This window comes from Nocardioides zeicaulis, from assembly GCF_042432345.1.
Taxonomy (GTDB): Bacteria; Actinomycetota; Actinomycetes; order Propionibacteriales; family Nocardioidaceae; genus Nocardioides; species Nocardioides zeicaulis.
On record NZ_JBHLXH010000001.1, the window covers coordinates 2,040,333 to 2,065,850 of the forward strand.

Here is a 25,518-nt window from a genome sequence, read left to right on the forward strand (position 1 = left end):
TCAGCCCGTGACCCGCCCGGTGGCGGTGGTGGGCGGGTCCGTCGGCGTGGTCGGGTCGGGGGTGGTGGGCGTCTCGGTGGGGGTCTCGGTCGGCGTCTCGGTCGGGGTCTCCGTGGGCGTCTCCGTGGGCTCCTCGTAGGCGGAGACGAAGATCGTCACGGTGCTGTTCTGGTCGGCCGTGCCGCCCACCGGGATCTGGTCGACGACGGTGCCCTTGGGCTCGGTGGAGGCTGCGTCCACCCGCACGTCGGGCACGAACCCGGCCTCGCGGATGGCCTTCTCGGCGTCCTTCTGCTGCAGGCCGCGCACGTCCGGGACCTTCTCGGGACCGTCGGAGTAGAAGATCGTCACCGTCGTGCCCTCGGCGACCGGGGTGCCGGCGGCGGGCTCGGTGCGCAGGACCTGGTCCTTGTCCTCGTCGGAGTCCTCCTCCTCGAACTTCACCTTGAGGTTGGCCTCGAGCAGCCGCGCACGGGCGTCCTTGCGCGGGTTGCCGACGACGTAGGGGACCTCCACCTCGGGCTTGCCGAGGGAGAGCACGAACCCGATCGCGTCGCCGGGCTCGCGGTAGACGTCGCGCGCAGGGTCCTGGCTGATGACGTGGTCGGCCTCGACCGTCTGGGAGTTCTCGTGGTCGACCGTGCCGACCGTGAAGCCGGCGTCGCCGATCGCGAGCCGGGCCTCGTCCTCGGTCAGGCCGATGAGGTTGGGCACCGCGGTGCGCTCCGCGGCGTCGTCGAAGAGCATGCCGTTGAGGACCCACGCACCAGCGGCGAGCAGGGCCAGCACCAGCAGGCCCACCAGCCAGAGGCCGGCGCGGTTGCGACGCCGCGGCTCCTGCGGGGGCACGCCTGCGGCCGCGGGCGCGGCGGCCATGGTCGTGGTCGCCTCGCGCGGCGGCACCGGCGGGACGTACGCCGTCTCGGCCGGGGCCACCACGGCCGGCGCCTGGATCGGATGGCCGGAGAGGTAGCGCTCGATGTCGGCCCGCATCGCCGCGGCGCTCTGGTAGCGGTCCTCGACACGCTTGGCGAGGGACTTCATCACGATCGCGTCGATCTCGGGGTCGAGCTCGTCGTCGAGGTCGGACGGCGGCGAGGCAGGCTCGCGGACGTGCTGGTAGGCCACCGCGACGGGGCTGTCGCCGACGAACGGCGGCCGCCCGGTGAGCAGCTCGTACATCAGGCAGCCGGTGGAGTAGACGTCGGAGCGCGAGTCGACCGTCTCGCCGCGCGCCTGCTCGGGGGAGAGGTACTGGGCGGTGCCGACGACGGCGGCCGTCTGGGTCATCGTGGAGGAGGCGTCGGAGATCGCGCGCGCGATGCCGAAGTCCATCACCTTCACGTCGCCGGCGGGGGTGAGCATCACGTTGCCGGGCTTGATGTCGCGGTGGATGATCCCGGCGCGGTGGCTGTAGTCGAGCGCGGACAGCACGCCGGCCGTGATCTCCAGGGCGCGCTCGGGCAGGATCTTGCGGCCCTCGCGAAGGATGTCGCGCAGGGTGCGTCCCTCGACGCACTCCATGACGATGTAGGGCTGGGCGACGCCCGAGCCGTCGGTGGCCATCTCCTCGCCGGTGTCGTAGGTCGACACGATCGAGGGGTGGTTGAGCGAGGCGGACGACTGGGCCTCGCGGCGGAAGCGGGCCTGGAAGGTCGCGTCGCTGGCCAGGTCCGTGCGCAGCCGCTTGACCGCCACCGTCCGGCCCAGGCGGAGGTCGCGGCCCTTGCGGACCTCGGCCATCCCGCCCCGGCCGAGCAGCTCGCCGAGCTCGTAGCGTCCGCCGATCAGCGTCGGCTCCGACTGCGTCATCGCTTCTCGCCGTCCTTCTCGTCGTTCTTCTGCTGGCCCGGTGCGCCACCGGGTCCGCCGGTCTCGACCTCGCCCTGGCCGGGCGGGACCTTGCCCCAGTAGCTGACCGTGACCTGGTCGCCCTCCGCGAGCGGTCCGGACGGCTCGACGGAGTCCACGATGCCGTCCTGCTGGTCACCGGGGTTCTCCAGCTCCGCCGGGACCGGCTCGAGGCCGAGGTCGCGGAGGTCCTTCTCGACGTCCTTGTGGTCGCGCCCGACGTAGAGGGACGGGTCGACCTCGATGGTCGTCGGCTCCTCGCTGGGGGTCTCCGACGGGGTCTCGCTGGGCGTCTCGCTGGGGGTCTCGCTCGGAGTCTCGCTGGGGGTCTCGCTGGGCGTCTGCGAGGCGGTCCGGCTCGGCGTCCGGCTCGGGTCCGGCGAGGAGCCGTCGCCGGACCGGTCGGCGTCGTCTCCGCGGCTGCCCAGCCAGAACGCCACCACGAGGGCGAGGGCGACCGCGACGAGGCCCACGAGCAGCGCCCACGGCGTACGACGGCGGCGCTCCGCCGGCGTGGCGGCCGGGGCCGGCGCGGGGACGGGCGCGGGGACAGGGGAGGGGACGGGCGTGGGGTCGGGGTCGCGCGGGGTCACCGGCATCACCTGCGTCGCGCCGCCGGCCGGGCCGGCCGCGGGAGCCACGACCGTGGTGGCGCCGCCCGTGACGGAGGCCGGGTCGCGCAGGGCGCGGGCGAACGCGGCGCCGTCGGGGAAGCGCTCGTCGGGCTGCTTGGACAGCGCGCGGCGCACGACGGCGGCGAGGTCGGCGGGCACCGTGCCCGGCAGCTCGGGCACCGGCTCGCGCAGGTGGGCGAGCGCGGTCGCGACGGCGGTGTCGGCGACGTAGGGCTTGCGGCCGGCCAGGCCCTCGAAGGCGACGACGCCGAGGGCGTAGACGTCGGAGGCGGGGGTCGCGGTGCGGCCCTCGGCCTGCTCGGGGGAGATGTAGGCGGGCGTCCCCATGACCTGGCCGGTCTCGGTGAGCGCCATCCCCTCCGAGGCGCGGGCGATGCCGAAGTCGGTCACCTTGACCCGGCGGTCGGGCGTGACGAGCAGGTTGGCCGGCTTCACGTCGCGGTGCACGATCCCGGCGGCGTGGGCGGCGCCCAGCGCGTCGGCGGCCTGGGCCAGCAGCTCGGCGGCGACCGGGGGGTCGAGCGGCGAACCGGGGCGCAGCAGCGCCGAGAGCGGCTGCCCCTCGACGAGCTCCATGACGAGGTACGGGCGCGGGGCACCGGACCCGTCGTCGGGCGCCTGCTCGCCGAAGTCGAACACCGCTGCGATGCCGGGGTGGTGCAGCGCGGCCGCGTGGCGCGCCTCGGTCTCGAAGCGCTGCCGGAACAGCGGGTCGTCGGCGTACTCCGTCTTGAGCACCTTGATCGCGACGGACCGGCCCAGCACCGCGTCGCGCCCCGACCAGACCTCGCCCATGCCACCGGTGGCGATGCGGCCCTCGAGGACGTAGCGGCCGGACCCGTCGACCGCCGCCCCCGGCGTCAGCGCGCTCACCGGTTGATCACCGCCTCGGTGATCGCCTTGGCGATCGGGCCGCCGAGGAGGCCGCCGGCGATCTCCTCGCGCGCGGTGTCGCTGGACTGCACGAGCACGGCGACCGCGACCTTCGGGTCGTCGGCGGGCGCGAAGGAGACGAACCACGCGTAGGGCGGGCGGTCGGCGGTCGACTGCGCGGTGCCGGTCTTGCCCGCGACCTTGATCCCCGGGATCTGCGCAGGGGTGGCCGTGCCGGAGTCGACGGTGGCCACGAGCATCGTGGTGAGCTCCTCGGCGGTGGTGCTGGAGATGGCCTTGCTGAGCGTCTGCGGCTCGGTGCGGTCGAGCACCGACAGGTTGGGCGCCCGCACCTCGTCGACGACGTAGGGGCGCATGACGTCGCCGTCGTTGGCGATCGCGGCGGCCACCATGGCCATCTGCAGCGGGGTCGCGGTGACGCTGGACTGCCCGATGCCCGACATCGCGGTCTGCGGCTGGTCCATGTCGCGCGGGTAGAGCGAGGCGGCCTGGCCGCCGAGGTCCTCCAGCGAGGTGTCGTTGAAGCCGAACTTCTCGGCCTGCTCGGCCATCGCGTCGTTGCCCAGCTCGTTGGCCAGGCTGAGGAAGGTCACGTTGCAGGAGACCTGCATGGCCTGCGTCATGGTGATCCGCTTGCCGCCGCAGTCGCCGCCGTCGTGGTTGCCGACGACCGTCGACGACTGCGGGAGCTTGAAGCCGGAGCCGCCCGGCACCAGTGAGTCGGCGTCGTAGTTGCCCGACTCGATGGCGGCGGCCGCGGTGACGAGCTTGAACGTCGACCCGGGCGGCAGCGTGGTGCCGATCGCGCGGTTGATCAGCGGCTGGCGCGGGTCGTCGCTGAGCTTCTTGTCGAGCTCGGCGACGGCACCGAAGTCGTGGGAGGCGAAGTTGTTGGGGTCGAACGTGGGCGTGGAGGCCATCGCCAGGATCCGGCCCGTGGTGGGCTCGAGCGCCACGACCGCGCCCTGCGCGTCGCCGGGGAGGTTCTCCAGGCCCGCCCAGGCGGCGTCCTGCGCGGCCCCGTTGATCGTGAGCTGGACGTTGCCGCCCTTGGGGTCGCTGTTGCTGAGCATGTCGACCAGCCGTGTGACGAACAGCCGCGAGTCCTCGCCGGAGAGCACGGAGTTCTGGGAGCGCTCCACACCGGTCTGGCTGTAGAAGGAGAAGTACCCGGTGATGGGGGCGTACTTGAACGGCTCGGCGTAGGTGCGCTGGAACTCGTACTGGTCGTCGGAGGGCACGCTGCGCGCGATGGCCTCCTTGCCGACCAGGATCGCGCCGCGCTCTCGGGAGTAGGTCGCGAGGATGACGCGCCGGTTGCGCGGGTCCTTGTCGAGCGCGTCGGAGCGGACGTACATGAGGTAGGTCGCGTTGACCAGCAGCGCCAGGAAGAGCAGCAGGCAGAACACCGAGACCACGCGGATGGGCTTGTTCACCGCAGCTTCACCACCTGCGTGTGCTCGGAGTCGGCGGCCGAGTCGTCGACCGGGTCGAGGCGCGGCGCTGGGCGCCGGGCCTGGTCGGAGATGCGGAGGAGCAGCGCCACGACGACCCAGTTGGCCACCAGCGACGAGCCGCCGTAGGACAGGAAGGGGGTGGTGAGGCCGGTGAGCGGGATCAGCCCGGTCACGCCGCCGATGACGACGAAGACCTGGAGGGCGAAGATCGCGCCGAGGCCGACCGCCATCAGCTTGCCGAACCCGTCACGCGAGATCAGCGCGATCCGCAGCGCCCGCTCGACGATGAGGCCGTAGCAGAGCACGATCGCCATCACGGCCGTCAGGCCGAGCTCCTCGCCGATGGTGGACAGGATGAAGTCGGAGTACGCGAACGGCACCCGCTCAGGCGAGCCGTTGCCGAAGCCTCGGCCGATCAGGCCGCCCCACGACTGGCCGAAGAGCGCCTCGACGAGCTGGTAGCTGCCGGGGGTCTGGTCGTAGTAGTCGAGCGGGTGCAGCCAGAAGTTGAAGCGGTTCTGGACGTTGCCGACGAAGCTGTACGCCGCCAGCGCGCCGGCGCCGAAGAGCAGGCCGCCGACCACCAGCCAGCCGGGGCGCTCGGTGGCGACGTAGAGCACGACCAGGAACAGGCCGAAGAACAGCAGCGAGGAGCCCAGGTCGTTCTGCAGGACCAGGATCATCATCGACACCGCGAACATGGCCAGGATCGGCCCGAGGTCGCGGCCCCGCGGCAGGTCCACGAAGACCACGCGCCGGCCGGCCAGCGCCAGGGCGTCGCGGTGCAGGACGAGGTAGCCGGAGAAGGCGATCACCAGCATCACCTTGGCCACCTCGCCGGGCTGGAAGCTGAAGCCGGCGACGTTGATCCAGATGCGGGCGCCGTTGATCTTGGTGCCGATGAACGGCAGGAACGGCAGCACCAGCAGGAGGATGCCGGTCAGGCCCGAGGTGTAGGTGAAGCGCTGGAGCGCCCGGTGGTCGCGCAGCAGCACGAGCGCGCCGACGAAGAGCAGCACGCCGAGGGTCATCCAGATCAGCTGCTGGCGCGCGAAGTCGTGCTGGTCGTCGCCGCGGGCGGCGTAGGTGAGGTCGAGGCGGTGGAGCACCGCGAGGCCGAACCCGTTGAGCGCCGCCACCAGCGGCAGCAGGACCGGGTCGGCGTAGGGCGCCACGAGGCGCACCACGACGTGGGCCGCGACGATCAGCGCCGCGAGCCAGCCGCCGTAGCCGACGAGGTCGGCGGGCACCTCGCCCTCGACGCCGAGCCCGACGGCGGCGTAGCCACCGATGCCGACCGCCAGCGCGAGCACGAGCAGGAACAGCTCCGCACCCCGGCGGCGCCGGTGCACGAAGCCCATGAGGGTCCCGGTCTGACTCATCCCAGCCCGCCGATCAGCCGACGTCCTGGCGGGCGGCGTAGTTGTCCACCGTGGCGCGTGCCTCGTCGAGCGAGCCGGCCTCGAGGCCCTCGCGCACGGCCTCGGCGTCGATGTCGCTGAGGCGGTCGAGGTCGACGTCGGTGAGCTCGTAGGGGTGGGAGAGCGAGATGCCGGGCAGGCTGGCGTCGACGCCGCGGAAGATCGCGACCTTGCCGTCCTGCTCGGCGACGTAGAACTGCTGCTGGCTCCACGACCAGCCCGCCGCGAGCACGACCCAGGCCAGGCCCAGGACGACGGCGGCGGCCAGCACGCGGCGGAGCGCGGCGTAGCGCCGGGGCGGACGCGGCGCGTAGCGGGCGGTCTCGTGGTCGATGGGGTCGGCGGCGAACGCACCGGCGGGCGCGTCGCCCGGCACCGGGGGGATCTCGCCGGTGTCGCCGGAGCGGTGGCCGCGGAACAGCCCGCCCACGGCGCCGGCCACGCCACCGCCGAGCGGGGCGCGGCGCGGCAGGTCGGCCGCGGCGCCGACCAGCAGCGGGACCAGCTCGTCGCCGGGGGGCTCCTCGCTGACCTCGCCGACCACGCAGGTGACGTTGTCGGTGCTGCCGGCCTCGAGGCTGGCGCGGACCAGCTCGACCGCGGCGAAGTCGGGCGTGCCGTCGGCGAGGAGGGCGGCGATCCGGTCGTCGGTCAGCGTGCCGCAGGCGCCGTCGCTGCACACCAGGACGCGGTCGCCCGGCTCGGCCGGGAACTCGAAGAGGTCGGGCTCCTCGTGGCGCACGCCGTCGAGGGCCTTGAGGATCAGGTTGCGGTGGGGGTGGGTCCGCGACTGCTCCTCGGTGATCCGCCCCTCGTCGATGAGCGACTGCACGAAGGTGTGGTCGTGGGTGAGCTGGCGCAGCTGACCGCGGCGCAGGAGGTACGCCCGGCTGTCGCCGATGTGGCCCACGGCGAAGCGCGTGCCGTCGAAGAGCGCGACGGTCGCGGTGGTGGAGGTGCCGTTGAGGTCGGGGTCCTCCTCGACCAGCTCGGCGATCCGGTCGTCGGCGCGGTGGATCGCGCCGGCCACCTGGCCGACGACGTCCTCGTCGGGCTGCTGGTCGAGCTTGCGCAGCGCCTGCACGGCGGTGCTGGAGGCGAGGTCGCCGCGGACCGCTCCGCCCACCCCGTCGCAGACCGTGAGCAGCCACGGACCGGCGTACCCGCTGTCCTGGTTCTCGCGCCGGACCCGGCCGACGTCGGAGATCGCGGAGTAGTGGAGGTACATCACTTGCGCAGCTCCAGGATCGTCTTGCCGACGCGCACCTGCACGCCGAGCCCGATCGTGGTGGGCTGGGTGATCCGGACGGGGCCGACGTAGGTGCCGTTGGTGGAGCCGAGGTCCTCCACGAACCACTCGTCGCCGCTGGCGGCCACGCGGGCGTGACGGGTGGAGACGTAGTCGTCGTCGAGCTTGATCGCGGCGTCGCTGCCGCGGCCGATGAGCAGCGGCGCGTCGGCCAGCTCGGCGCGGGTGCCGGGGTTCTCGCCCTCGACCACGAGCAGGTGGGTGGGGGCACCGCGACGGGGCTTGCGTGCCTTGCCCTGCTTGCGCGCGCTGGGCACCGGGGCGCCGCCTCGAGCGGTCTCGGGCACCCGCGCGCCGAACATGTCGGAGCGGATCACCGAGATCGCGGAGAGCACGAAGATCCACAGCACCGCCAAGAAGGCGACCCGGATCAGGAAGAGGGTGAGCTCAGACATTCCATCCCCCGGCCTCGTCCCGACCGCCCTCGATGCGGACGGTCATCTCGGTGTGCCCGATGCGGATCGTGGACCCGTCGCGCAGCCGGGCGCGGCCGACCTTCGTGCCGTCGACCATGATCCCGTTGGTGGAGCCCAGGTCGACCGCCTCGACGCCGTCGAGGGAGACCTCGAGCTCGAGGTGGCGGCGGCTCACGCCCGGGTCGTTGATGCGCAGGTCGGCCTCGGTGCCGCGCCCCACGACCAGGCCCGGCGGGCGCAGCGGGTGGCGGGTGCCGTTGACCTCGAGCGTGGCGTGGGAGGCGCGGGTGCGGGTGCGCTGGTCGTTGTCGGTGACGCTGGCCTGCGCGCGGCTGCGGATCCGGAACCGCCCGGTGGTCAGGTCCTCGGCCTCCTCGAAGGCGATCGTGACGGGTCCGGTGAAGACGTAGCCCTGGGCGTCGGCGTGGTCCTGCAGCTGCTCGATCAGGTCCTGCTCCAGCGCCCGGCCCAGGCCGACGATGCGCTCGAGGTCGGCGCCGGAGAGCTCGACGTGGAAGTCGTTGGGCACCAGCCGGCGCTGGCGGCTGAGCACCTGCGCGTTGTTGTCGCACTCGCGCTGGAGCGCGGCGGCGATCTCGACGGGCTGCACGGCGCTGCGGAACGCGCGGGCGAAGGCTCCCGAGATGAGCTGCTCGAGCCGCGTCTCGAAGCGCTGCAGGGCGTTCATCGGCGGGCCTCCTCTCCTTGCGCTCGGGTCGCACCACGTGGTGGGCAGGCGTCGTGGGACCGCCCGGACGGTGCGGCCGAGCGTACCGGCCGGGCGCCCCCGTGCCACTCCGCCGCCCCGTCCCCCCACCCATCGGTGCGGGACGCCGCCGCTGCGGGCCGCCGGGGCCGCCGCCCGCCACGGCGTGGTGGCTCGACGGGCGATTGGGAGGGCACGTCGTCGGTGGGGTAGCCTGAGCCCGCTTCAAGCGCGAGTGGCGGAATAGGCAGACGCGCACGGTTCAGGTCCGTGTGTCCGAAAGGACGTGGGGGTTCAACTCCCCCCTCGCGCACCACAAGGTGGAAGTTCTTCCACCAAGTCGGGCCGGGACCTAGAGGGTCCCGGCCCGACCTGCATGTGCAACCAGGTCGAGTCTGTCCAGCCGAGTAGGCGCCTCGATCACGCCGACAGGCGCGGACTCGACTCGAGGCCCGCAGCGGGCTGGCGACGCGTCCGGCGTGCCGTCTCGTTCGGTCTTGGAGTGCCGTGAGAAGATGTAGTTGGTGATCGTTGAACTTGATCGTCGCCGGTCGACACGCCGCGAAGCTTGCGGAGTCGAACCGAGGATCCATGACCGCGCCTCGGCGCGGGCCGAACAGTCCTCATTCCAGCGACATGGTCGGGAGATCGATCCGGAAGGGCACGCCGCGCTCCTGTGCGGACACCACTGACGGGTGACCAAGAGCCGCCGCTTCTTGGCCTAGGGACTACCAGTCCCGGGATGTCAGCCAAGAAGATGATGGAGGTTCCAGTGTTCACCCTCAGATGCCCGTCCCCGGGTTCCCCGCGCAGGTCGACCGGTTGGTCAACCGCGGCGCGGAGGTGCCCCAGCCCCCTCTGGTGACCTCGATGAGCGTCACCGACCCCTCTCGCGCGCCGGGACGTCACCGCCGCGCGGATGGCCGCACGCGCGGCGACTCGCTCGACGGGGCCTGCTCACGGCTGGATCGCGCCTTCCAGCGCATCACGCCGACGATCGACGGTGCCCGCAAGCCTGTGCGCGCGTGGCACCGGCTCATGAAGGACGTGCGGGGCGACAACCCGCGCCCCAAGCGTGGAACGCCCCTCCAGCGGTTCACGTCGATCTACACGTCCCTCCTGCTGGGGTACGGCGCCCTCCAGCCCGACGCCGAACTCACCGCCCTGCACAACGCGATCACCGGCGCGCCCGGCGGACGCGCGCTGCTCGCCATCAACGTCGTCCTGCTGGCCATGAGCGGCGCCGGCCTCATCCGAAAGCGTCCGCCGGGCTAGCCGGCCAAGCGCCTACAAGAACTCCCGCGAGCTCTTCGACATCGACGAGAGGATGCCGATGACCACAGCTTCCCCCAGCCCGAGACCCCCCTACCTGCCCGACCTCGCCAAGACAGCGTCGCTTCGACGCTTGGCCTCCGCCTTGGTCGACCGAGGCCTCCACGAGCACGCCGCGACAGCCATCGCGTCAAGCGTCTGCGACCCGACGACCGTCCGTCGGCAGCTCACGGCACCCGGCCGCCTTCGGGTTGAGGGCGGCTACCTTGAGGTCGTGCAGACCGAGGTGTGGTCGCCGAGCGTCTTGGTGTTCCCGACCAACCCGCGTGCCCTGCCCGCCTTCGCCTACGAGATCGAGGGTGCGACAGGTCGTCGCAACCCGCTCCCGCCGCTCCTGGGCTCAGCGGACCCAGACGCCGTTGAACTCCTCCTTCCAGGCCTGCCGTCGTCTGACCTCGTCGGCGCCCTTGACGCTCAGGTGGACTACCTGAGACGGGCCAACGATCTGCGCGAGGCCGTCGGTCGCGTCGGCATACGCGAACCCCTGCTTCTTGTTCCTCTCGTCATCGACCTGAAGTGGGGTGAGTCGCCGCGCCGGTTCACGGACGACGCCGACGTTGACGTCATCGACGCCCCCGCGATGCTGGCTGCCGTCGATGGAAGCTCGCGGATCACCGCCGCTCATGCTCATCTCTCGATCCAGCCAGCGGACAGCCTCTTCAGCTTTCTGGGCAACGAGCGCAGCCTGCGGAGCAAGATCGCATCCGTCATCCGCTTGGACCACGAGAACGACGAGCTGACGCTCGAAGAGGCTCAGCAGTGCATGTCACTCGTCGCGCCCGCAGCCATCATCGTGGGGTTCGTCCCGGACAACCCAGCCGTCGACACACTGCTCGCGGCCATCAACTCACGCTTGGGTGCACTCCACGTCGACCCGCCCCGAGCATGGAGCGCCGCAAGCCGCCTGGATGTGCAGCTCGACGCGGCGCTTGGCGCCCTGGTCGCAGGAGGCCGTCTCGAGCCCACCGAAGCCGAATGGCTGTCGGGCAGGATGACGCTCCAAGACGCCGACGACCTCGGGTTCCGAGACTCTCCAGACGTCAGAGCGGCCTACCTCTTCGAGACCGTCGGCCGCACCGAGAGCCTCACCGGTCGAGCCCTGCGCGCCTTGACCGCACGGTCTCGGATCACGACCAACCTGCGCGCCGAGATCGCAGCAGAGGGTGCCATCCGGGGCTACCGATCCCAGATCAACGACACCCAGGCTCAGGCAGCGCGTTCGCTTCTCACCGCCATCTACATGATGGAAGAAGTCCAGCAGTCTTGGAGGATTGACCCCTACAAGTCGAACTTCAAGGTCAGTGCGTTCCGAGCGGCTGCTCTCAGCGAGCTCGAAGAAGCGGGCCGCCCGGGGCCTAATGGCCGCCAGTTGCTAGCGCTTGCCGGGTACTGGCTCGCTCGCATGCGTGTCGTGCCTCGCCAGACTCGAGGCGGGCAAGAAGACCGACGCGACATCACCGCCGTCCTGTCGCTCATGGCGCACTCCGCACACGGGGTCCATCAGCTGCTACAGATCGTTATAGACGGCCGCCGCGGCCTGTTCCCACGACAGGTGTCAGCAACCGGAAAGGTGACCTCAACGGAGGCCAGGCTGAGCGACGAGTGGATCCGAAAGACCTGGGGCCCCAGTCGCAACGAGGCCGGCTCCAGACGTCCGGACCCGACGCCCGAGCAGAAGCTTGACGAGTCCGTTGCCGACCTGAAGTCGGCTCTTCAGGAGGTGAAGAGCCGACTCGAGGCTCTTCGAGAACCTCACCTGGGGGATGGCGGGTCCCTCGTAGACACGATCGGCCTCAAGCCCGACGTTGCCGACGCGATGATCCGCGACGTGCTGGAGATCCAGATGCGACTGTCCGTCCTGAAGCATGTCGGCGACCAGCACTCGTCGCGTGACGCTGCGATCTAGTACGGGCTCGCCGTGGAGGACGAGGTCTCGAGCTCTGCCTGCCGGCACGCGAACGAGTGACTCGTGTGCCGGCAGGCAACAGCGCGTCAGGCGCTGAGGGACTCGGGCTTACCGGCCCACCCGGACCACTGGCCGCACGACGACGCGTGCTCGACGCCGCACCGGCAGATGGTGAGGAACTCCTCGACCTCAGGGTCGGTGAAGTCGTTGTAGCCGAGCGCCTCGAGGACGACGTCTTCGGTCAGGCTGTCACCGTGGGTGACCACCATGACGTTCGGCGCCTCCTTCCGCGCTGCCCACACGCGAGCCAGCATCTGGTTCACGCACTCGTCACGGAACGAATAGCCCGCGATGAGCCACCGGTCGGCCGTCTTGAGGCGCTCGGCCAAAACCTCGTAGGCGAGGTTGAACGGCGCTCGCGCGACGACGTCGCTCTTGGCTGACTGGTTGGTGAGTACGACCTGCGGCTCCCACTCGGTCTTCCCGTCACGCCACGCTGACCAGTAGTCGACATCGCGGAGGTCGCCGATGTCGAAGCGGTAGACGCGCCCGGTATCCGGGTTGCGGAGCCAGGTCAAGGACCCGTGCGGGTGCACCAGTCGGATCCGCCGGGACGGGAAGTCACTCAGGCTCGTGCGCATCCGGGCACCCTCGAGGGGGAAGCCGTCGTTCATGATGTCGAACTTCCGCGGGCTGTAGCCCCACACCATGTCGCACATCTGCGAGCCCGCCACGTTGATGAGTCCGGCCATGGCGAGGCTGTCGTAGTTGAGGTTGCCGACAGTGACCGGCCCGTCGACGGCGTACACGACGTCGCGGAGGAAGTTCTCCACCACGCGCCGCTGGTCGTAGTGGGCCACCGACCTCGACGCGATGATGTCGAGTGCGTGACCGACACCGAGGCGTCGCAGGCTCTGGACGAACGTCTCGATGGTGGTGATGGCCCGACCAAGGGCCCTCGACTCGCCGGCGACGAGTTCCGCGAGTTCGCGGAGGTCGTGCAAGTTGTCCTTCTGCTGGTCGAGCGGGCCGATCATGGCCTCGAAGTCCTTGTACGGGTCTCCGGTCTCGCGACCGCGGTGCGCCAGGCGCGCGAGGACGCGGTCGGGAGCCTCGCCGCCGGCCTCGGACTTCTCGAACCGCTCCCGGATTTCACGGGTGAGGGTGGGGATGAACAGGTCGTTGTTCGCGGCGATGCTGACGCCGTTGCCGAGCAGTACGGCAAGTTCGTTGTTGTTTCTCATTTCTTTGTAGATCCTTTCGAATCGTCTGGAGACGAGACGTCGCGTAAGACGCGGACCGGATCTACAAGTTCAGATACGTATCGAAAGTTGAATAAAACTCCCGTACGCCGCTACGATGTCAACGCCAGTAAGACAACGCAGGCCCTGCGATCCAGACCATGTCTGACGCGGGGCCTCGTCATGTTCTGGGTCATGCCGGCAGGTCAGGTCGACCTGCCATGGCAAGGATACCGTGCCGGAGACGTGCCTGTCCGAACGCGCTTTCGAGGAACTACGCCGGTGTGGTTTCCAGAAACCGAGTTGTCCACAGGCTCCCCGGGGACTCCGGCTGGACGCTGTCGAGCGCCGCTCCGCGGAAACATCCAACTTCGAGCCGGCGAGCGACCGCCGGATCACACTGAAATGGACCGCACTACACCGCACTACACCGCACTACACCGCACTACACAGCGAGGGTGCGGAGCGCACCGCAGGACTCTGACCTGCATCTTCGCGGCAACTGCTAGCCAGTGAGCTACCCATGCCGGCGAGTTTATCCACAGGCATGGGCGCTCCGGAACGCTCCCAAAATTTTACCTTGGAGAGCCTCCTTGACCCCGCAAGGACAGCTCCGTCGCCGTCGATGAACGGGGGGCAGGGCGCTGGATCCGTCCGGCGCATCCATCCCCGCACGACGGAAGGAGCGTCATGTCCCTCGTGGAACTGGCTCTGCTGGAGGCCGTGGTCGACTGGGTCCTCATCTGGGTCCTCATCTGGGCCCTCATCGCCATCGCCTGGACCGCCACTGATCGAAGACAGATCGAGACCGGACCAGGGAGCGCGAGTGCGCGCCCTGGTCCGGTCTTGGCGACGCCCGTCACGCTCCCACCCTCGAAGCGACCTGCGCACAGCCGGACTCGGGTACCCGACCACCAGCGCCGGGTGGTCGAGCCAGGTCCGCAACGAGGCAAGGCCGGTTTCGACCCGGCGGGCCGCGGTGTCGGCCTTGCCGGCAGATCGCGCAGGCGGTCTCGAGGGCGTGCCAGCGCATCGGGTCCGAGGACTGGATGACTCGACGGACCTCGGGCGCCAGGACGTGCGGACACTGGTTCGGGTGCGGGACTCGCTGCCAGAGCCGCCCGCTCAAGGTCAGGTTGAGAGGCCAGTGGTTGTGTCCGGAGCGCACGCCACGCCGGCCCTCCTCCCCTTGCAGAGAGACCGAATGTCGGTTTGCGTGACGCGGAGTTGGACGCTCGCGGTCCCGAGGCAGTGGCTACGCGCCGTCGGCGATCTTGAAGAAGCGGAACGGTGCGCCGATGAGGTCGTCCGAGACCGGACGGGGATGCGCCGGCCCGCCGGCCGGTGTCACCGTGAACCTGCTCTGTCTGCTCGCGAGCCACCCCGTCAGCTCAGGATCTAGTGGGTCGGCGAGCAGGCGCTCGAGGGCGTCCGCGAACTCGGCGCTGCGGATGAGTGACGGCTGGTCCTTCGGCATCGCCAGAAGGTGCAGGCCCTCCAAGATCGCGCAACCATCTCGGGCGCCGCCGGGCTCAGGTACGAGCCCGTCAACGGCTCGGAGGTGTGTCGGTGCCCGGACGTACCGTGCTCACCATGAGCGCCGACGAGCCCGGGACCAGAGAGGAGCTCCGCCTGTTGCTGGAGGCAGCCGGTCTCGGTCCGAACCAGACCCGTCATTTCCTCGACTCGCCAACCGCGCTTCTTTCCGGGCTTGTCCCGAGCGAGGCGATCACCGATCCGGCTACTGCCGCGCGCGCCCGAACTGCGACCGCCCGCCTGATCGCGCGACTCGGCGACCCGGTACCGGATGGCGTCCAGGTGACCGGTGCCCGCATCCGAGTGCCCGGCACTTACCTGCTCGAGCTCACCTTCGCGTGGCCGGGAGGAACCGCCGTTCGGCATTGGGATGCCGAGCCCTACCTGAGGGCTTCCCGCGCACATGAGTCCTTGCTCGGCGAGCCCGGCCGGTTCGCACGACTGCTCATCGTCGACGGCACCCTGAGCTGGCCACCTCCGGACGCGGAGGAACGTGAGGTGGACTTCAGTCCGGAGTTCTTGTTCGCGGAGTCATGGACCCCCGGGCCGCACACGCGGTAGGGAAGCACGCCTATGCCGACGGTGCCGAGCGACCTGGTTTGGAGGTCGAGATGCGGCCTAACCGCAGCTGACCTCTGGTCCGAGCGCCGGCGCGCGCCCTACTTCGACGGCATGCTCACAGGGTGTTGCCGTAGCGCGGCCGTACCGGCGCGCCCATCCAGCAGAAGGAGGTCGCCGCATCACCGCAGGAGATGTCGGTGCTAAGGGCTACCTTCGACCTCACGACCGACACACCACTTGTCGTCGAGGTCGAACTCAGCCCGCTCGCACGGCAGGCCAGCACAACGTACGTCCACGACGTGCAGGTCGAGGGCGATCGGACGCTGGAGGTCGGTCAACGGATTCAACTGCGTGATGAAGTCGGTCAGCTGTGGGACGCACAGGTGACCGCGATCGAGGCAACTCGTCTGGGGAACAAGTTCCGGCTGCACATCGGCCCAGCCACGGACGCCGCTCCTCGGCGTGACCCGCGTGGAGCTCCGCCCCGGTGACGTCACCGGACGCGGCACCGTGGGCACCGGTTGCCTCCTCGACTCTCCCGTGTCCACAGCGCCGACGCCTACCCCGAACTGTTGGCTGGCGACGAAGTTGCCGTTGACGCCGGCGTGCGGGGACGGTTCACTACCCACATCCCGCCCGCCGGGGTGCCCGCTGACGGAGGGGACAAGTCACGGCTCATCGGTGAGCAGCTTGAGTGCCGAGCCGTGCGCACAGTTCAGCTCCTTCTGGACTTGCGTGGGAGTTGCGGCGTTGGTCCGACGGTCAGCGATGTACGCGTCGAGGTCGACGAACCCGAGTTCTTGAGCGCGGGTAGTCCACCGCTCCCGGGGGGTCGGAGCTCGCCGGTCCCGGCCTTGGCGCACGAGTTCATTCTTGCGCTGATGGCCGCCTGGTGTGAGGCCGTACTCGGGCGCCCCCTTGCGTCGCATTGCTGTGACCTCGACGAAGCCGAACGCCTCCAGTTCCATCATGGGGTGCAGCAGCGATCTCCGGCGGAGCGACCGCTCGATGTCGATGACCGTGGCTGATCCTTCGGCGAGACGGTCGCTTGTGAGCACAACCGCATGAGTCGGGGGCAGGAGCGCCTTCCGCTTGTCCGACACACGCTGGAGCTCAGCCACGCACTCCTCCATCGACGGAGTTGCGTCGATGTAGTCCTGAGGGAAGCGAAGGTCACCAGGGACGTTCAGGCCTTCCACCTTGGCGGGTCGTCGGCAGGTCCCACACAGCGCGTCGCCGGGCACATCCGGCGTGCGGGTCGCAGCCGTGACGGTTGCTCCGCAGACACACGGGATGGGCTCGTACTTTCCGCGGATCCGCCCTCCGCTCTCGTCCCTGGCGAGAGCGATGCTCGGGTGCCACACGTCGCTATTTCGAGTCGTGTGCTTGGACGGAACGGCGCTGTTGTGCAGCCGTGCGGGGCCTGCGAGCGGCACCAGTTCGTGCCAGTCGTGCCAGCTGATCTGTTCGCGCTCGTTGACCAGGTGAACAGCGAACTGCCGCTCGACCGAGACGCGGAAGTGGGACTTGTCCCAGGCGAACTTGGGGTCGGTGTAGACCGCAACCATCCACTTCACGAAGGCGGGTTCGCGCCACTGCGGTCCGACCCATGTCGGGAACGGATGACCACCGAGACCGGCCAGGATGACGTAGGGCAGGGCGCGGAACTGGGAGGTGATGAGCACGCGGATGGCTTCGTCGTTCACCTGGCCGGTGTCGAGGAGTGCGTTGCGCAGCCACCGAGGAGCGTCGCGCTCGAGCCCGCGGTTCTTGCGGTAGTGCTTGGACGGCCGGTGGCCGCCACGTCCTATGCACCACGTGATCGGCCCGACCTCCACGGTCCCGTGTCCGGCGGCCATCCTGATCGTCGCGGTTGCCCACCACTGCCCGTCTGCCGCCTGCGTTGCCGAGAAGTCCGGGAAGATCTCATCGAGGGCGCTCTTCTCGCCTTGGGTCACCCTGCCGTTGCACGTCATGAGCCGGTGGAAGGCGCCCAGGACGAGCTCCCCGTTCGTCCGGAACGACGGCTGGTCGATCGGGCGGTGGCGCGTCTTTTCGCGCAACTCGTCTGCGCGGGCCTTCGCAGCCTCCACGCGCTTGGAGGCTGCCTGAGCCTGTTCTCGGTACGCCTGTTGCAGGGTCGGGTCCTTCTCCTCCAGCTCGCGGCGGACCGCCACCTTCATCGCGGACGTGGCCACCTCGACGTCGTGCTCCGCGTTCTCGAGGGCGGCCTTGTGCATGTCGAGGGATGGCATGGGTCGCCCCAAGGTCGACATGGTCGTCGCGGCCATCATGTGCGCAGGGACACCCTCGCGGAACGCCGTGGCAGCGGCTCTGGCGAACGTGGGGAACACGTCCTGGTCTGGGAAGACACCGAGGACCTCTCGCTTGTCGAGCGACCGAGAGTGAGTGGGCTGCGGGAGGCGGGGGCGCTTGATACCGCGGAGGTCCGGGGTCTGGGGCACCAGCTCGGCTGGCGTCAGCGTTGCCATCTGTGCGCTCAGGGCGAGGTCTTCGGCAGTCGAGGCTGACGTTGAGCCATCGAGCAGGTCGCCGTCGTGATCGTTGCTCATGCGTACTCCTCCTGTCCGAGGAAGCTGAAGGACTCGTCGTACTCATCCTGATCTGGGCTTCCGGAGCCGGTGTTGACCTCGTCCTGAGCGACGCCGGTCGGGTTCTGCCCCACGGGCCAGGCACGCAGCTCATACACCTGGGACTTGGTGACGAACAGCTCGAAGTCCCACTCACCGTCGTTCCAGGATCGACCGGCGAACGGCGGCACCAGCCGATGGGCGCGTGCCGCGTCCCGGCTGGCAGCGCGACGGGTGTCGTTGCCGCGCGCGACCGACGGGCTCAACAGGGAGGCGTGAAGGTCGGGAACGTCTGACTCGCCGGTCACCTGAAGGGACAGCGGCCGCATGTGGGTTCGGCGCGACTTCAGTGAGGCGTGACGCTTGCGCGCAGCGGTCGCGAACGCGTCCAGCACGTCGCGCTCAGCCCAACCGTTCTTCGGTACCGGCAGCTTGTAGAGGAGCTGGAGCTCACCGCGGTCGCTCTCCACCTTATGGAAGACGTCCTCGATGAGGTGGTTGGTCGTCTCGTCGAGGTCCATCGGCACCGCGCCGTCGCTGTCGCCCTCCATGGCGTCGTAGATCGTGTCGAGCAGTCCGAGCTCATCGAGCTGGCGTTCAACCTCGTCGTTGCCCGAACGAACGACGGGGACGCCGCTGAGCTCCTCGAGCCCGTCGTAGCCGTTCGCGTGACGCAGGAGGTACTCGCCGGCGATCCAGAGGGGCGCCCAGGCGTACAACGTGTTGATGGCCGTGGTGGGGTCGGCGAGGCTGGCGATGTTGCGCCGCTCGGCTCCGGTCTTGAGCGACCGCGACGAGGTCACCCCGATGGCTCCGAGCTGCCGAACCAACTCACTGTCCGGCACGTTCTGCTGGGAGAGGATGAGCAGCATCTCGCGGACCTGCTCGCGCATCTCCTCGATGCAGACGAGCTTGACGTTGTCGGGGTCGAACGCGTAGCCGAACGGCACCGTCGAGTTGCCCCAGGGCCACTTGCCATTGCGCCAGTGCGCGATCTTGCCGCACAGAAGCCGCTGGATGATCCAGTCTCGCTCCGTACTGGCGATCATGGCTAGGACGCTGAACAGCATCATCCCGTGCTGCGCTCCCGCGCCCTTGAAGGTGAACGGGACGCCCCCGGCCCAGACCGTCTCCACCTTGTTCAGCAGCTCGGCGAGGAGCAGGGCTGCCTGTCGCTGCGATCGCACCAGCCTCGAGACGTTGGCGGCGTAGATCTTGTCCGGCTTGTACTCACGGATGAGGTCGATCAGGATCTTGGTGAAGGCGTTGAGTCCGGTGTCGGTCTCCTTCGCTGCGGAGGACATGCTCCAGACGTGGACCCAGCCGGCGTACGAGAACACGCGTACGGATGCAGACTGGTGCTCGATGGTTCGGACCGGGATCTCGACCTCGACGGTCTCGCCCTGCTTGTTGGGAACCTGGATGGTGAAGCTTCGTCCGCAGGTCATCGGCACCATGCCCATCTGACGGATGACCTCCACCTCGGGCTTGTCGCGGAGGGGCTGGTACGTCTGCTCCCTCATGCCGTCGAACTGGACCTCGTCGGACTCGTTCGACTCGCGGACGACGATCATCGAGACGCCGCGGCTCAGCATGCGCTTTAGCGCTCGTGCCGCTCCTGCGCCCCTCATCGGGCGCCCCGGCGAAGTGCCGTGAAGCCGGGCGCGGCGAGGGGGACTGCTCGTGCGAGCGTTGCGGTGAGGCTGCGGTCGTTCATGGGTTCGAGTTCCTGTCTGTCTGTGGCTGGGAGTGGTCGGTCACCTCATCCCGCCGGCCGGCCTCAGCTAGGAGGATCCAGGCGCGCGAGATGTGGATCGCGTAGATGCGGTCTTCGCTCACCAGACGCACGGTGGTGGTCGCCATGCGGCTCAGTGTCGGTTAGAACCATCAACTTCGCAAGGTAAGTGACCTCTCCGCAGTCGCCCCCGGGGGGCCGCAGAAGTCACATAACCGAGCGACTTGTGGGGGACAGTCCGGCGCGAGAACCCAGGCGCAACCAACACCCGTGCGCGGCAGTCGTCGACTGCCGTACCTGTTCGACGGACGGCCCGTTCGCCGGGCTGACCCTGGGCGCGGCGTCCTCGCGGTCAATGAGGGCTGAGGAGCGACGAGGCCGCCCACAACCGGATGACGGTCCAGCCGTCACCGGTCTCGTCCGGTGCGGCCACCACGACCAGACCCGAGTAGCTGCCGTCGGCCGCCCGCCTCCACTGCAGCAGCAGGGCCGGCTGCCGACCCCACGGGAGAGTCGAACCAGCACGGGCGAACTGGCCGCGCCGGCCCGGCCGCGTGCTGTGCAGCGGGAGTAGACCCGCTCGTCGGGGGCGCTGATGGTTGTCCAAGCCGGTCGGCGGGTGGTGTAGCCGGTGCCGCCGTCCAGGCGGAGGACGCGTTCGGTGGCGTGCCGTGAAAGCCCGAGGTGCCATGTCCGAGACCAGCCTGTCGGGCGCCGGTGTTCGCTACCCGCTCGGCGAGCGTCTCGCGGGTGAAGGAGTCGTCCCTCCTGCCCATGCCGCCGGCCAAAACTGACCTCCCGCCCGCATCGAACATGTGTGCGAACAGGCTACCGGCGATCGAGCGGCGGTGACTCGCCTGTGGATGAACGATCACGTGAGCAGATCATCAACTAGCCTTCGGAGCCGACCAGCATGGGAGTTCGCGGCACGCTAGGAGTGCGCATTGCGGTGAAGGGGATCTTGGGTGGAGGCCGGCGAACTGGATGCCGAGTTCGAGGCGCTTGAGCGGGCCGTCGACACCTACGCGCGAACGTGGTGGGTTGGCCCCGACAGCCCCGTCAGTGAGTTCCTGCAGAACCACCCCGACGTCCGTCCAAGGTTGAACGACCGGCTCGTGCGCGGGCTTCCCGTCTCCACTGCGGACGTCTACGCGTCTCGTACCCTTCGCGACTGGGACGCCGACCGGGTACCAGTCCACCTCGAGATCCTCGACGGCCTCGACGCTGATGATGCCGCGGCGCTTGAGCACGCAACGACGGACTCGGACACCGGCGCCACTCTTCCGCATGAAGATGAAGGCTCGGCCGCAGGCGACGTCTACTTCGTTCTCGGGCTGCCCGGGTCGGGGAAGACGCGGGTGTTGAGGCGCGTCGCCTCTGCCCACGCCGCGGCTCAGCACCTTCCGGCCAGCGATGCAGACGACGTACGAGTGCGCTTCCCGGAGTACCACGACGGCCAAGGCAGTGGCGTCGTTCAGGTGGAGACCGTGGTGGTCACGTACGGCCAGCATCACCTGGTCGACCAGGGCCGGGAAGACCGCGTGCTAGCCCGAGGCGGACACGCCATCGTCGACGTCATCGGCGACCCGCACATCTTGCCGGTGACCCTCGCGCTTCTCTCGCGCGCGGGACGCAGGTGCTTCCTGCTGCTGACCGATTGCCCCCCGGACGTCTGCAAGGACAGGGCGAAGCGTCGAGCCGTGGAGACGGGCCGGCTCGTTCCGATGTCAGTGATCGAGTCCAAGGTCGGCGTCCCCGGCGAAGCATTGGATGCTGCACTTGTCACTGGTCTGGTTGCGGGGTGGGCGGTGATCGACACGAGCGGGGACGAGCCGCGGATCATCGACGGAGACGGAACCTTCGACGAACTTCTTGACGGGCTCGGCTGACGGCCATCTCCGCAGAGCACATGGCGCGATGACGGCCGGGAGGACGCGAAACGCATACGAACTGGAGCGGGCAAAGGTCTCCCGGTCAGGAACCCGCGCGGGATAACATGGGTGTAACAAGGGCATGGAGACACGTGGCGATGGATAGGACGCAAGCAGTCGTCTCGCGGCACGACGCCGCCGAGCGACTGACCTACGCTGCCCTCACTCGTGACCAGGCTGGTGTCGACGCGGCGGTGGAGCTGCTCGCCCGCGCAGACGAGTTCGAGGCTTCCGAGCCCGACCAAGCCACACGGCAAGCCATCATCGACAACGACCCCCTGACGGCCGCGGCCGTCGGGTGGTTGCCCTTCAACCGGCTCGTAGCGATCGTCGAGCAGGAGCCCGACCGCTACCTCGACGCACCCCAGGCCGTGGCGTACGCCTCGGCCGGCGAGCCCGTCCTGCGCGTCTTGGTGCACAGCCGCATCACAGGCGTCCCGTTCGCCACCGCAGCCGACCAGTTCCTCAGCAACCGGAGCGACTACGCACTCGCCGCGCGAGGTTCCAACCGGAACCCGCGCAAGCTGCGCCAGCTCCTTCAGGAGCAGGGACTCCTCGACAACGAGAAGTGACCTCGCCGAGGAAGCGACCCGCCAGCACTCCGGCGCAGGTCTTGGCCGACACGCTCGTGGAGGAGTACGACCTGGCCCCGCCGGTCGACGTCCAGGCCCTGGTGGAGAACCTCGCCGAGGTGCGCGACATCAGCATCGACACAGAGGTTGGCCTCGATGCTGTTCTGTACGGCCTCAACTCCCGGGGCGGCGACGACCGGCCGGTGCTGCTGCTGAACAACAACGTTCCGGACACCCGCCGTCGTTTCACCCTCGGTCACGAGCTCGGACACCTCCAGATGGCGTGGCACGTCGGAACGATGTCGTGCAACGTCGACTACCCGTTCGACGAGTCCGAGGACTCCGCCGTGTGGGCCAGTGCAAGCTCCTACGAACTCGAGCGCGACGCCGACCAGTTCGCCTCGCGCATCCTCATCCCAAGTCGCTTCGTCGCCGGCCTCGACCCAAGTGACCCCGAAGCCATGTTGGCTGCGGTGGCGCAAGCTCAGGTGTCAGCAGATGCGAGCATCATCGGGCTAGCGAGCCTCTTGGGTCCCGGCCACGTCTTCGTCATCCTCGATCCGTTCACTCGCTCCGTCTCGCGGGTAGCGTCCAGCCCGGACACCTTCAACCTCGGCATCTACCGCGGCCGTCCCTTCGACAGGGACCAGGTCATCAAAGCCATGACGTCTCATGGCGAGACCCGGCTGCAAGGCGCCCGCGTGTTCTGGGGCGTGGTGCAGGACTCGATGGACCTCGTCACCGACGACGACAACTGGGAAGAACTGCTGCTCGGCCTGCTGACCCGGCACTTCCCAGGTGAGACGCAGAACGGCGGCGTGTGGCAGAGCGCGAACGGCGTGGCGTCGGCCGCCCACAGCTCGTTCGGCCATGAGGACGTTCCGCAACTAGCGGTTCGCATCCGCCAACGGTTCCTCAAGCGCGCGGACTTCGTTGAGATGGTCGAGGACCCCATGTTCGACGCGTTCGCGAGTGCGCGGGCGAACGCCTTCGCTCGCCGCCCGTCGAAGCGTCGGAAGCGGTAGGCGATGAACGGGGGAAGGCTTCGCACTCATCAGCCGCGGTGACGCCCCTGCCCCGAGTGCCGGCCGGCGTGGGACCAGTCACGATCGTGGATGTCAGTTGGAGGCGGAACACTCGGATGTACACGAGCGCCCCCACGGGAAGAAGGTCATGCCTGATGAGCACACCCGAGCAGCGCGAGGACTGGCGTCGGCGCGCCAACTGGCTCAGCCAAGCGGGCTTGGCGCCATCTGAAGGCGCCCCAGTCGAGGTGGCGGAGGAACTTGCGAATGCAGTACTGAAGCTGCTCGATGAGGTGCAGCGGCTCGAACGAACGAACCTTGATCTTCGCGCGATCGCACCCAGCGGGCGCGGTCGTCAGGGTCGGGGTTCGTAGCGGACCCAGTCGGTCCACCGGTAGCCGTCTCCGTAGTCGGGGAACCCGTCGAAGTGGTTGTGGATGTCGCTGATGAACGCGCCGGCGCGGACCTTGTCGCCGCCGAGGCGCATGCAGCGGCGGGGGACGGTCACGGCGAGGGCGCGCTTCTCGTGCTCGGCCTTCATGCCGCGGCACCGGATGGTCTTCACGCCGCCGGCGTCGGAGTACAGCTGCGCCATCGTGAGGGTGAGGACGAGCTTGGACTTCGGGCTCTGCGTCTTGCGGCGGATGCTCGCGATGTAGCCGGGCTTGAGCTGGTCGACGTCGAGGTAGGCCTGGGCCGCGAACAGGTTGCTCTTGCGGTAGCCGGGCAGGAAGTCGTAGCGGGCGTGGACGCCGGCGCGGTCGGTGGTGAGGGTGAACCTGTCCAGGTCGAGGTGGCCGGCGCTGCCTTCGTCACCGTTGTTGTCGGTGATGTACGTGGAGTCGCCGGAGCGGCTCAGCTTGATCGGGACGACGACGTCGTCGGCCCAGTGGTTGTTGTCGCGCCAGGAGTAGATCTTGAGGTTGAAGCTCTGCTCCTCCAGCAGGTTGCCGCGCCGGTCGCGGCCATCCCAGGTCCATGAGTACGTCCCGGGCTGCAGGGTGCCGAAGTCGTGGTACGTGCCGTCGATCGTGCCTTCAACGCGGATCTCGTACGTGCCAGCGACGGGGGCCGTGAAGGTGACCGTGAGCTGTTCGCCGCCGTCCTCGGGAGCGGGCCAGAACTCGGTCGGGGCGACGGACACGTCCACTGCTGCGGGCTCGTCAAGTTCGGCGCCGGCCTGCTGGGAGAGACCCACGACGATGGCGACGGCCAGCAGCGAGGCGACGGCACGCGCGATCAGGCGGACGTAGGTGACGCTCGCGGCGCCGTTGCAGTCACCGGCACGGTCAGTGAAGGAGTGCGCGGTCGCCGCGAGGTGAAGTCGACGTGGCATGGCGGCACCGTAGCGGTGGCCGGCATCCTTGCGAACCACCTTGAAGTCAGTGTGTGGACGGGTGACGCGCACCGGAGGATCAGTCCGTGTGGCTTCGTGGCGACCCCGCACCGTGGCGGTTGTCGTCTGGGACGACTGTGAAGCCGAGCTCATCCACGTACCCGGCGGGGCTGGCGTCGCGTGCCCCGTCGAGGCCGTAGATGAGGTGGGCGACTGCCATCTCGTAGTGAGTCACGGTCTTTCCCCAGCTCGGCATAGGGATGATGCCGTGTCCGCCGTCGACGGATGCGAGTTCGACGCGGTCGACTAAGGCGTTGTTCCAGAAGAAGTCGACCCAGAACGGACGGACGTTCGTGTTGACGAACTTCTCGGCCCACTCGAAGTGACGGTCCCGACGGTCGTCGAGGCTGTCGACATCGAGTCCCCATCCCATGGTCAGGCTCGGGTCTTCTCGGAGCGTGGCGTGGCTGTGGTGCTCGCCGATGACGTGGCTGAAGCCGCCACCCGCCCCAGTGCCGAATGTCCACCGGTAGTGGAAGAACGGCCCGGCGATCTTGGGGTTGAACCATGCCTCAGGGGCGCGGTCAGCGATCAGGTCGTTCTGAATGCGGTACAGGTCCACGGCGGCGGTTCCCCCAACTGTTGGCGCGGGAGCCTTGTGCTCCACATGTCCCATCTTGTCGGTCCCTACCGACAGTTGAACTCGCGCCCCTGGGAGCCCCACCGCAGACCTGGCGGGCCGGCGCGGCCGCGTCGGCGCCCCTGGCTCCGCCTCCTAGCTGATCCGCTTGGTGGGCAGCTCGCCGACGGCGGGGTCTTCGTCGATCAGATGGACGATCTTGGAGTCGAACTCACGGATCAGCTTCTCGGCCTGCTCGTCGGTGAGACCGTCGACGCGGGTGATGGTTGCCTGCGGCTCCAGTCCGGGCTCACCCGGAACGATCCACACGTCGCCGTTGTCGTTGATGTAGGCGTGGTTGTAGTTGCTGACGGGGCGAATGGTAGGCCGGACAGGGAGATGGCCCGACCAGAGGTCGAGCGAACTATGGCGCATCCTCTACGT

At 69.1% G+C, this 25,518-nt stretch carries 21 protein-coding genes and 1 tRNA gene; 7 read left to right on the top strand and 15 right to left on the bottom strand.

Annotated features, from left to right (window positions below; genetic code table 11):
* Genes pknB through ACFFJG_RS10035 form a run of 7 tightly spaced genes read right to left on the bottom strand, consistent with a single transcriptional unit; the run spans position 1 to position 8,671 of the window.
* Positions 1 to 1,812 (bottom strand): Stk1 family PASTA domain-containing Ser/Thr kinase, encoded by a 1,812-nt coding sequence (pknB, locus tag ACFFJG_RS10005; RefSeq protein ID WP_378518516.1) that lies wholly within the window; start codon positions 1,810 to 1,812, stop codon positions 1 to 3.
* Positions 1,809 to 3,359 (bottom strand): serine/threonine-protein kinase, encoded by a 1,551-nt coding sequence (locus tag ACFFJG_RS10010; RefSeq protein ID WP_378518518.1) that lies wholly within the window; start codon positions 3,357 to 3,359, stop codon positions 1,809 to 1,811. The genes pknB and ACFFJG_RS10010 overlap by 4 nt, the downstream gene beginning before the upstream one ends.
* Positions 3,356 to 4,816, bottom strand: coding sequence for a peptidoglycan D,D-transpeptidase FtsI family protein (locus ACFFJG_RS10015; protein WP_378518520.1), 1,461 nt, complete (start codon positions 4,814 to 4,816; stop codon positions 3,356 to 3,358). Before ACFFJG_RS10015 ends, ACFFJG_RS10010 begins: the two co-directional genes overlap by 4 nt.
* Positions 4,813 to 6,219, bottom strand: a complete 1,407-nt coding sequence (locus ACFFJG_RS10020; protein WP_378518522.1) for an FtsW/RodA/SpoVE family cell cycle protein — start codon at positions 6,217 to 6,219, stop codon at positions 4,813 to 4,815. Before ACFFJG_RS10020 ends, ACFFJG_RS10015 begins: the two co-directional genes overlap by 4 nt.
* Positions 6,220 to 6,232: 13 nt before the next feature.
* On the bottom strand, positions 6,233 to 7,486 hold the full coding sequence (locus tag ACFFJG_RS10025; RefSeq protein WP_378518523.1) for a PP2C family protein-serine/threonine phosphatase: 1,254 nt from the start codon (positions 7,484 to 7,486) through the stop codon (positions 6,233 to 6,235).
* Positions 7,486 to 7,962, bottom strand: a complete 477-nt coding sequence (locus tag ACFFJG_RS10030) for an FHA domain-containing protein FhaB/FipA (protein ID WP_378518525.1) — start codon at positions 7,960 to 7,962, stop codon at positions 7,486 to 7,488. The genes ACFFJG_RS10025 and ACFFJG_RS10030 overlap by 1 nt, the downstream gene beginning before the upstream one ends.
* Complete coding sequence (locus tag ACFFJG_RS10035; protein WP_378518527.1) at positions 7,955 to 8,671, bottom strand: FHA domain-containing protein; 717 nt, start codon at positions 8,669 to 8,671, stop codon at positions 7,955 to 7,957. The genes ACFFJG_RS10030 and ACFFJG_RS10035 overlap by 8 nt, the downstream gene beginning before the upstream one ends.
* 247 nt (positions 8,672 to 8,918) lie before the next feature.
* Between ACFFJG_RS10035 and ACFFJG_RS10040 the strand changes: the two genes are divergently transcribed.
* The 3 genes from ACFFJG_RS10040 to ACFFJG_RS10050 all read left to right on the top strand — a co-directional run bounded on the left by ACFFJG_RS10040 (position 8,919) and on the right by ACFFJG_RS10050 (position 11,927).
* A tRNA-Leu gene (locus ACFFJG_RS10040) sits at positions 8,919 to 9,005 on the top strand.
* A 554-nt stretch (positions 9,006 to 9,559) separates the two neighbouring features.
* Complete coding sequence (locus ACFFJG_RS10045; RefSeq protein ID WP_378518529.1) at positions 9,560 to 9,964, top strand: hypothetical protein; 405 nt, start codon at positions 9,560 to 9,562, stop codon at positions 9,962 to 9,964.
* 58 nt (positions 9,965 to 10,022) lie between these two features.
* A complete protein-coding gene (locus ACFFJG_RS10050; protein ID WP_378518530.1) occupies positions 10,023 to 11,927 on the top strand; it encodes a hypothetical protein in 1,905 nt (634 codons plus the stop codon).
* 86 nt (positions 11,928 to 12,013) lie between these two features.
* On the opposite strand, the gene ACFFJG_RS10055 is transcribed toward ACFFJG_RS10050, so the two are convergent.
* Together ACFFJG_RS10055 and ACFFJG_RS10060 are read right to left on the bottom strand one after the other, a co-directional pair.
* Positions 12,014 to 13,171: an SIR2 family protein gene (locus ACFFJG_RS10055; protein WP_378518532.1), complete on the bottom strand. Its 1,158-nt coding sequence runs from the start codon at positions 13,169 to 13,171 to the stop codon at positions 12,014 to 12,016.
* A 1,252-nt stretch (positions 13,172 to 14,423) separates the two neighbouring features.
* Entirely contained in the window at positions 14,424 to 14,645 is a 222-nt protein-coding gene (locus tag ACFFJG_RS10060) for a hypothetical protein (protein WP_378518534.1), read from the bottom strand.
* Between the two features lie 116 nt (positions 14,646 to 14,761).
* On the opposite strand from ACFFJG_RS10060, the gene ACFFJG_RS10065 reads away from it, so the two are divergent.
* Positions 14,762 to 15,265: a hypothetical protein gene (locus tag ACFFJG_RS10065; RefSeq protein ID WP_378518536.1), complete on the top strand. Its 504-nt coding sequence runs from the start codon at positions 14,762 to 14,764 to the stop codon at positions 15,263 to 15,265.
* Positions 15,266 to 15,933: 668 nt separating this feature from the next.
* On the opposite strand, the gene ACFFJG_RS10070 is transcribed toward ACFFJG_RS10065, so the two are convergent.
* The 3 genes from ACFFJG_RS10070 to ACFFJG_RS10080 form a co-directional block, all read right to left on the bottom strand.
* On the bottom strand, positions 15,934 to 17,838 hold the full coding sequence (locus ACFFJG_RS10070) for a hypothetical protein (RefSeq protein ID WP_378518537.1): 1,905 nt from the start codon (positions 17,836 to 17,838) through the stop codon (positions 15,934 to 15,936).
* Positions 17,835 to 19,451: a serine integrase family protein gene (locus tag ACFFJG_RS10075; RefSeq protein WP_378518538.1), complete on the bottom strand. Its 1,617-nt coding sequence runs from the start codon at positions 19,449 to 19,451 to the stop codon at positions 17,835 to 17,837. The genes ACFFJG_RS10070 and ACFFJG_RS10075 overlap by 4 nt, the downstream gene beginning before the upstream one ends.
* Positions 19,452 to 19,569: 118 nt before the next feature.
* Complete coding sequence (locus ACFFJG_RS10080; RefSeq protein WP_378518540.1) at positions 19,570 to 19,719, bottom strand: hypothetical protein; 150 nt, start codon at positions 19,717 to 19,719, stop codon at positions 19,570 to 19,572.
* Positions 19,720 to 20,556: 837 nt separating this feature from the next.
* Here ACFFJG_RS10080 and ACFFJG_RS10085 point away from each other — a divergent pair.
* The 3 genes from ACFFJG_RS10085 (at position 20,557) to ACFFJG_RS10095 (ending at position 23,119) form a co-directional block, all read left to right on the top strand.
* The gene (locus ACFFJG_RS10085; protein WP_378518542.1) at positions 20,557 to 21,480 is read left to right on the top strand and encodes a zeta toxin family protein; all 924 of its coding nucleotides are present in this window, start codon (positions 20,557 to 20,559) and stop codon (positions 21,478 to 21,480) included.
* A 140-nt stretch (positions 21,481 to 21,620) separates the two neighbouring features.
* The gene (locus tag ACFFJG_RS10090; protein ID WP_378518544.1) at positions 21,621 to 22,094 is read left to right on the top strand and encodes a hypothetical protein; all 474 of its coding nucleotides are present in this window, start codon (positions 21,621 to 21,623) and stop codon (positions 22,092 to 22,094) included.
* Between the two features lie 41 nt (positions 22,095 to 22,135).
* Positions 22,136 to 23,119, top strand: a complete 984-nt coding sequence (locus ACFFJG_RS10095) for an ImmA/IrrE family metallo-endopeptidase (RefSeq protein ID WP_378518546.1) — start codon at positions 22,136 to 22,138, stop codon at positions 23,117 to 23,119.
* Between the two features lie 355 nt (positions 23,120 to 23,474).
* Here ACFFJG_RS10095 and ACFFJG_RS10100 read toward each other — a convergent pair whose 3' ends face one another.
* The 3 genes from ACFFJG_RS10100 to ACFFJG_RS10110 form a co-directional block, all read right to left on the bottom strand.
* Entirely contained in the window at positions 23,475 to 24,455 is a 981-nt protein-coding gene (locus tag ACFFJG_RS10100) for a T9SS type B sorting domain-containing protein (RefSeq protein WP_378518548.1), read from the bottom strand.
* Between the two features lie 79 nt (positions 24,456 to 24,534).
* The gene (locus ACFFJG_RS10105) at positions 24,535 to 25,077 is read right to left on the bottom strand and encodes a hypothetical protein (RefSeq protein WP_378518549.1); all 543 of its coding nucleotides are present in this window, start codon (positions 25,075 to 25,077) and stop codon (positions 24,535 to 24,537) included.
* Between the two features lie 153 nt (positions 25,078 to 25,230).
* The gene (locus tag ACFFJG_RS10110; protein ID WP_378518550.1) at positions 25,231 to 25,509 is read right to left on the bottom strand and encodes a hypothetical protein; all 279 of its coding nucleotides are present in this window, start codon (positions 25,507 to 25,509) and stop codon (positions 25,231 to 25,233) included.
* Positions 25,510 to 25,518 lie beyond the last annotated feature (9 nt).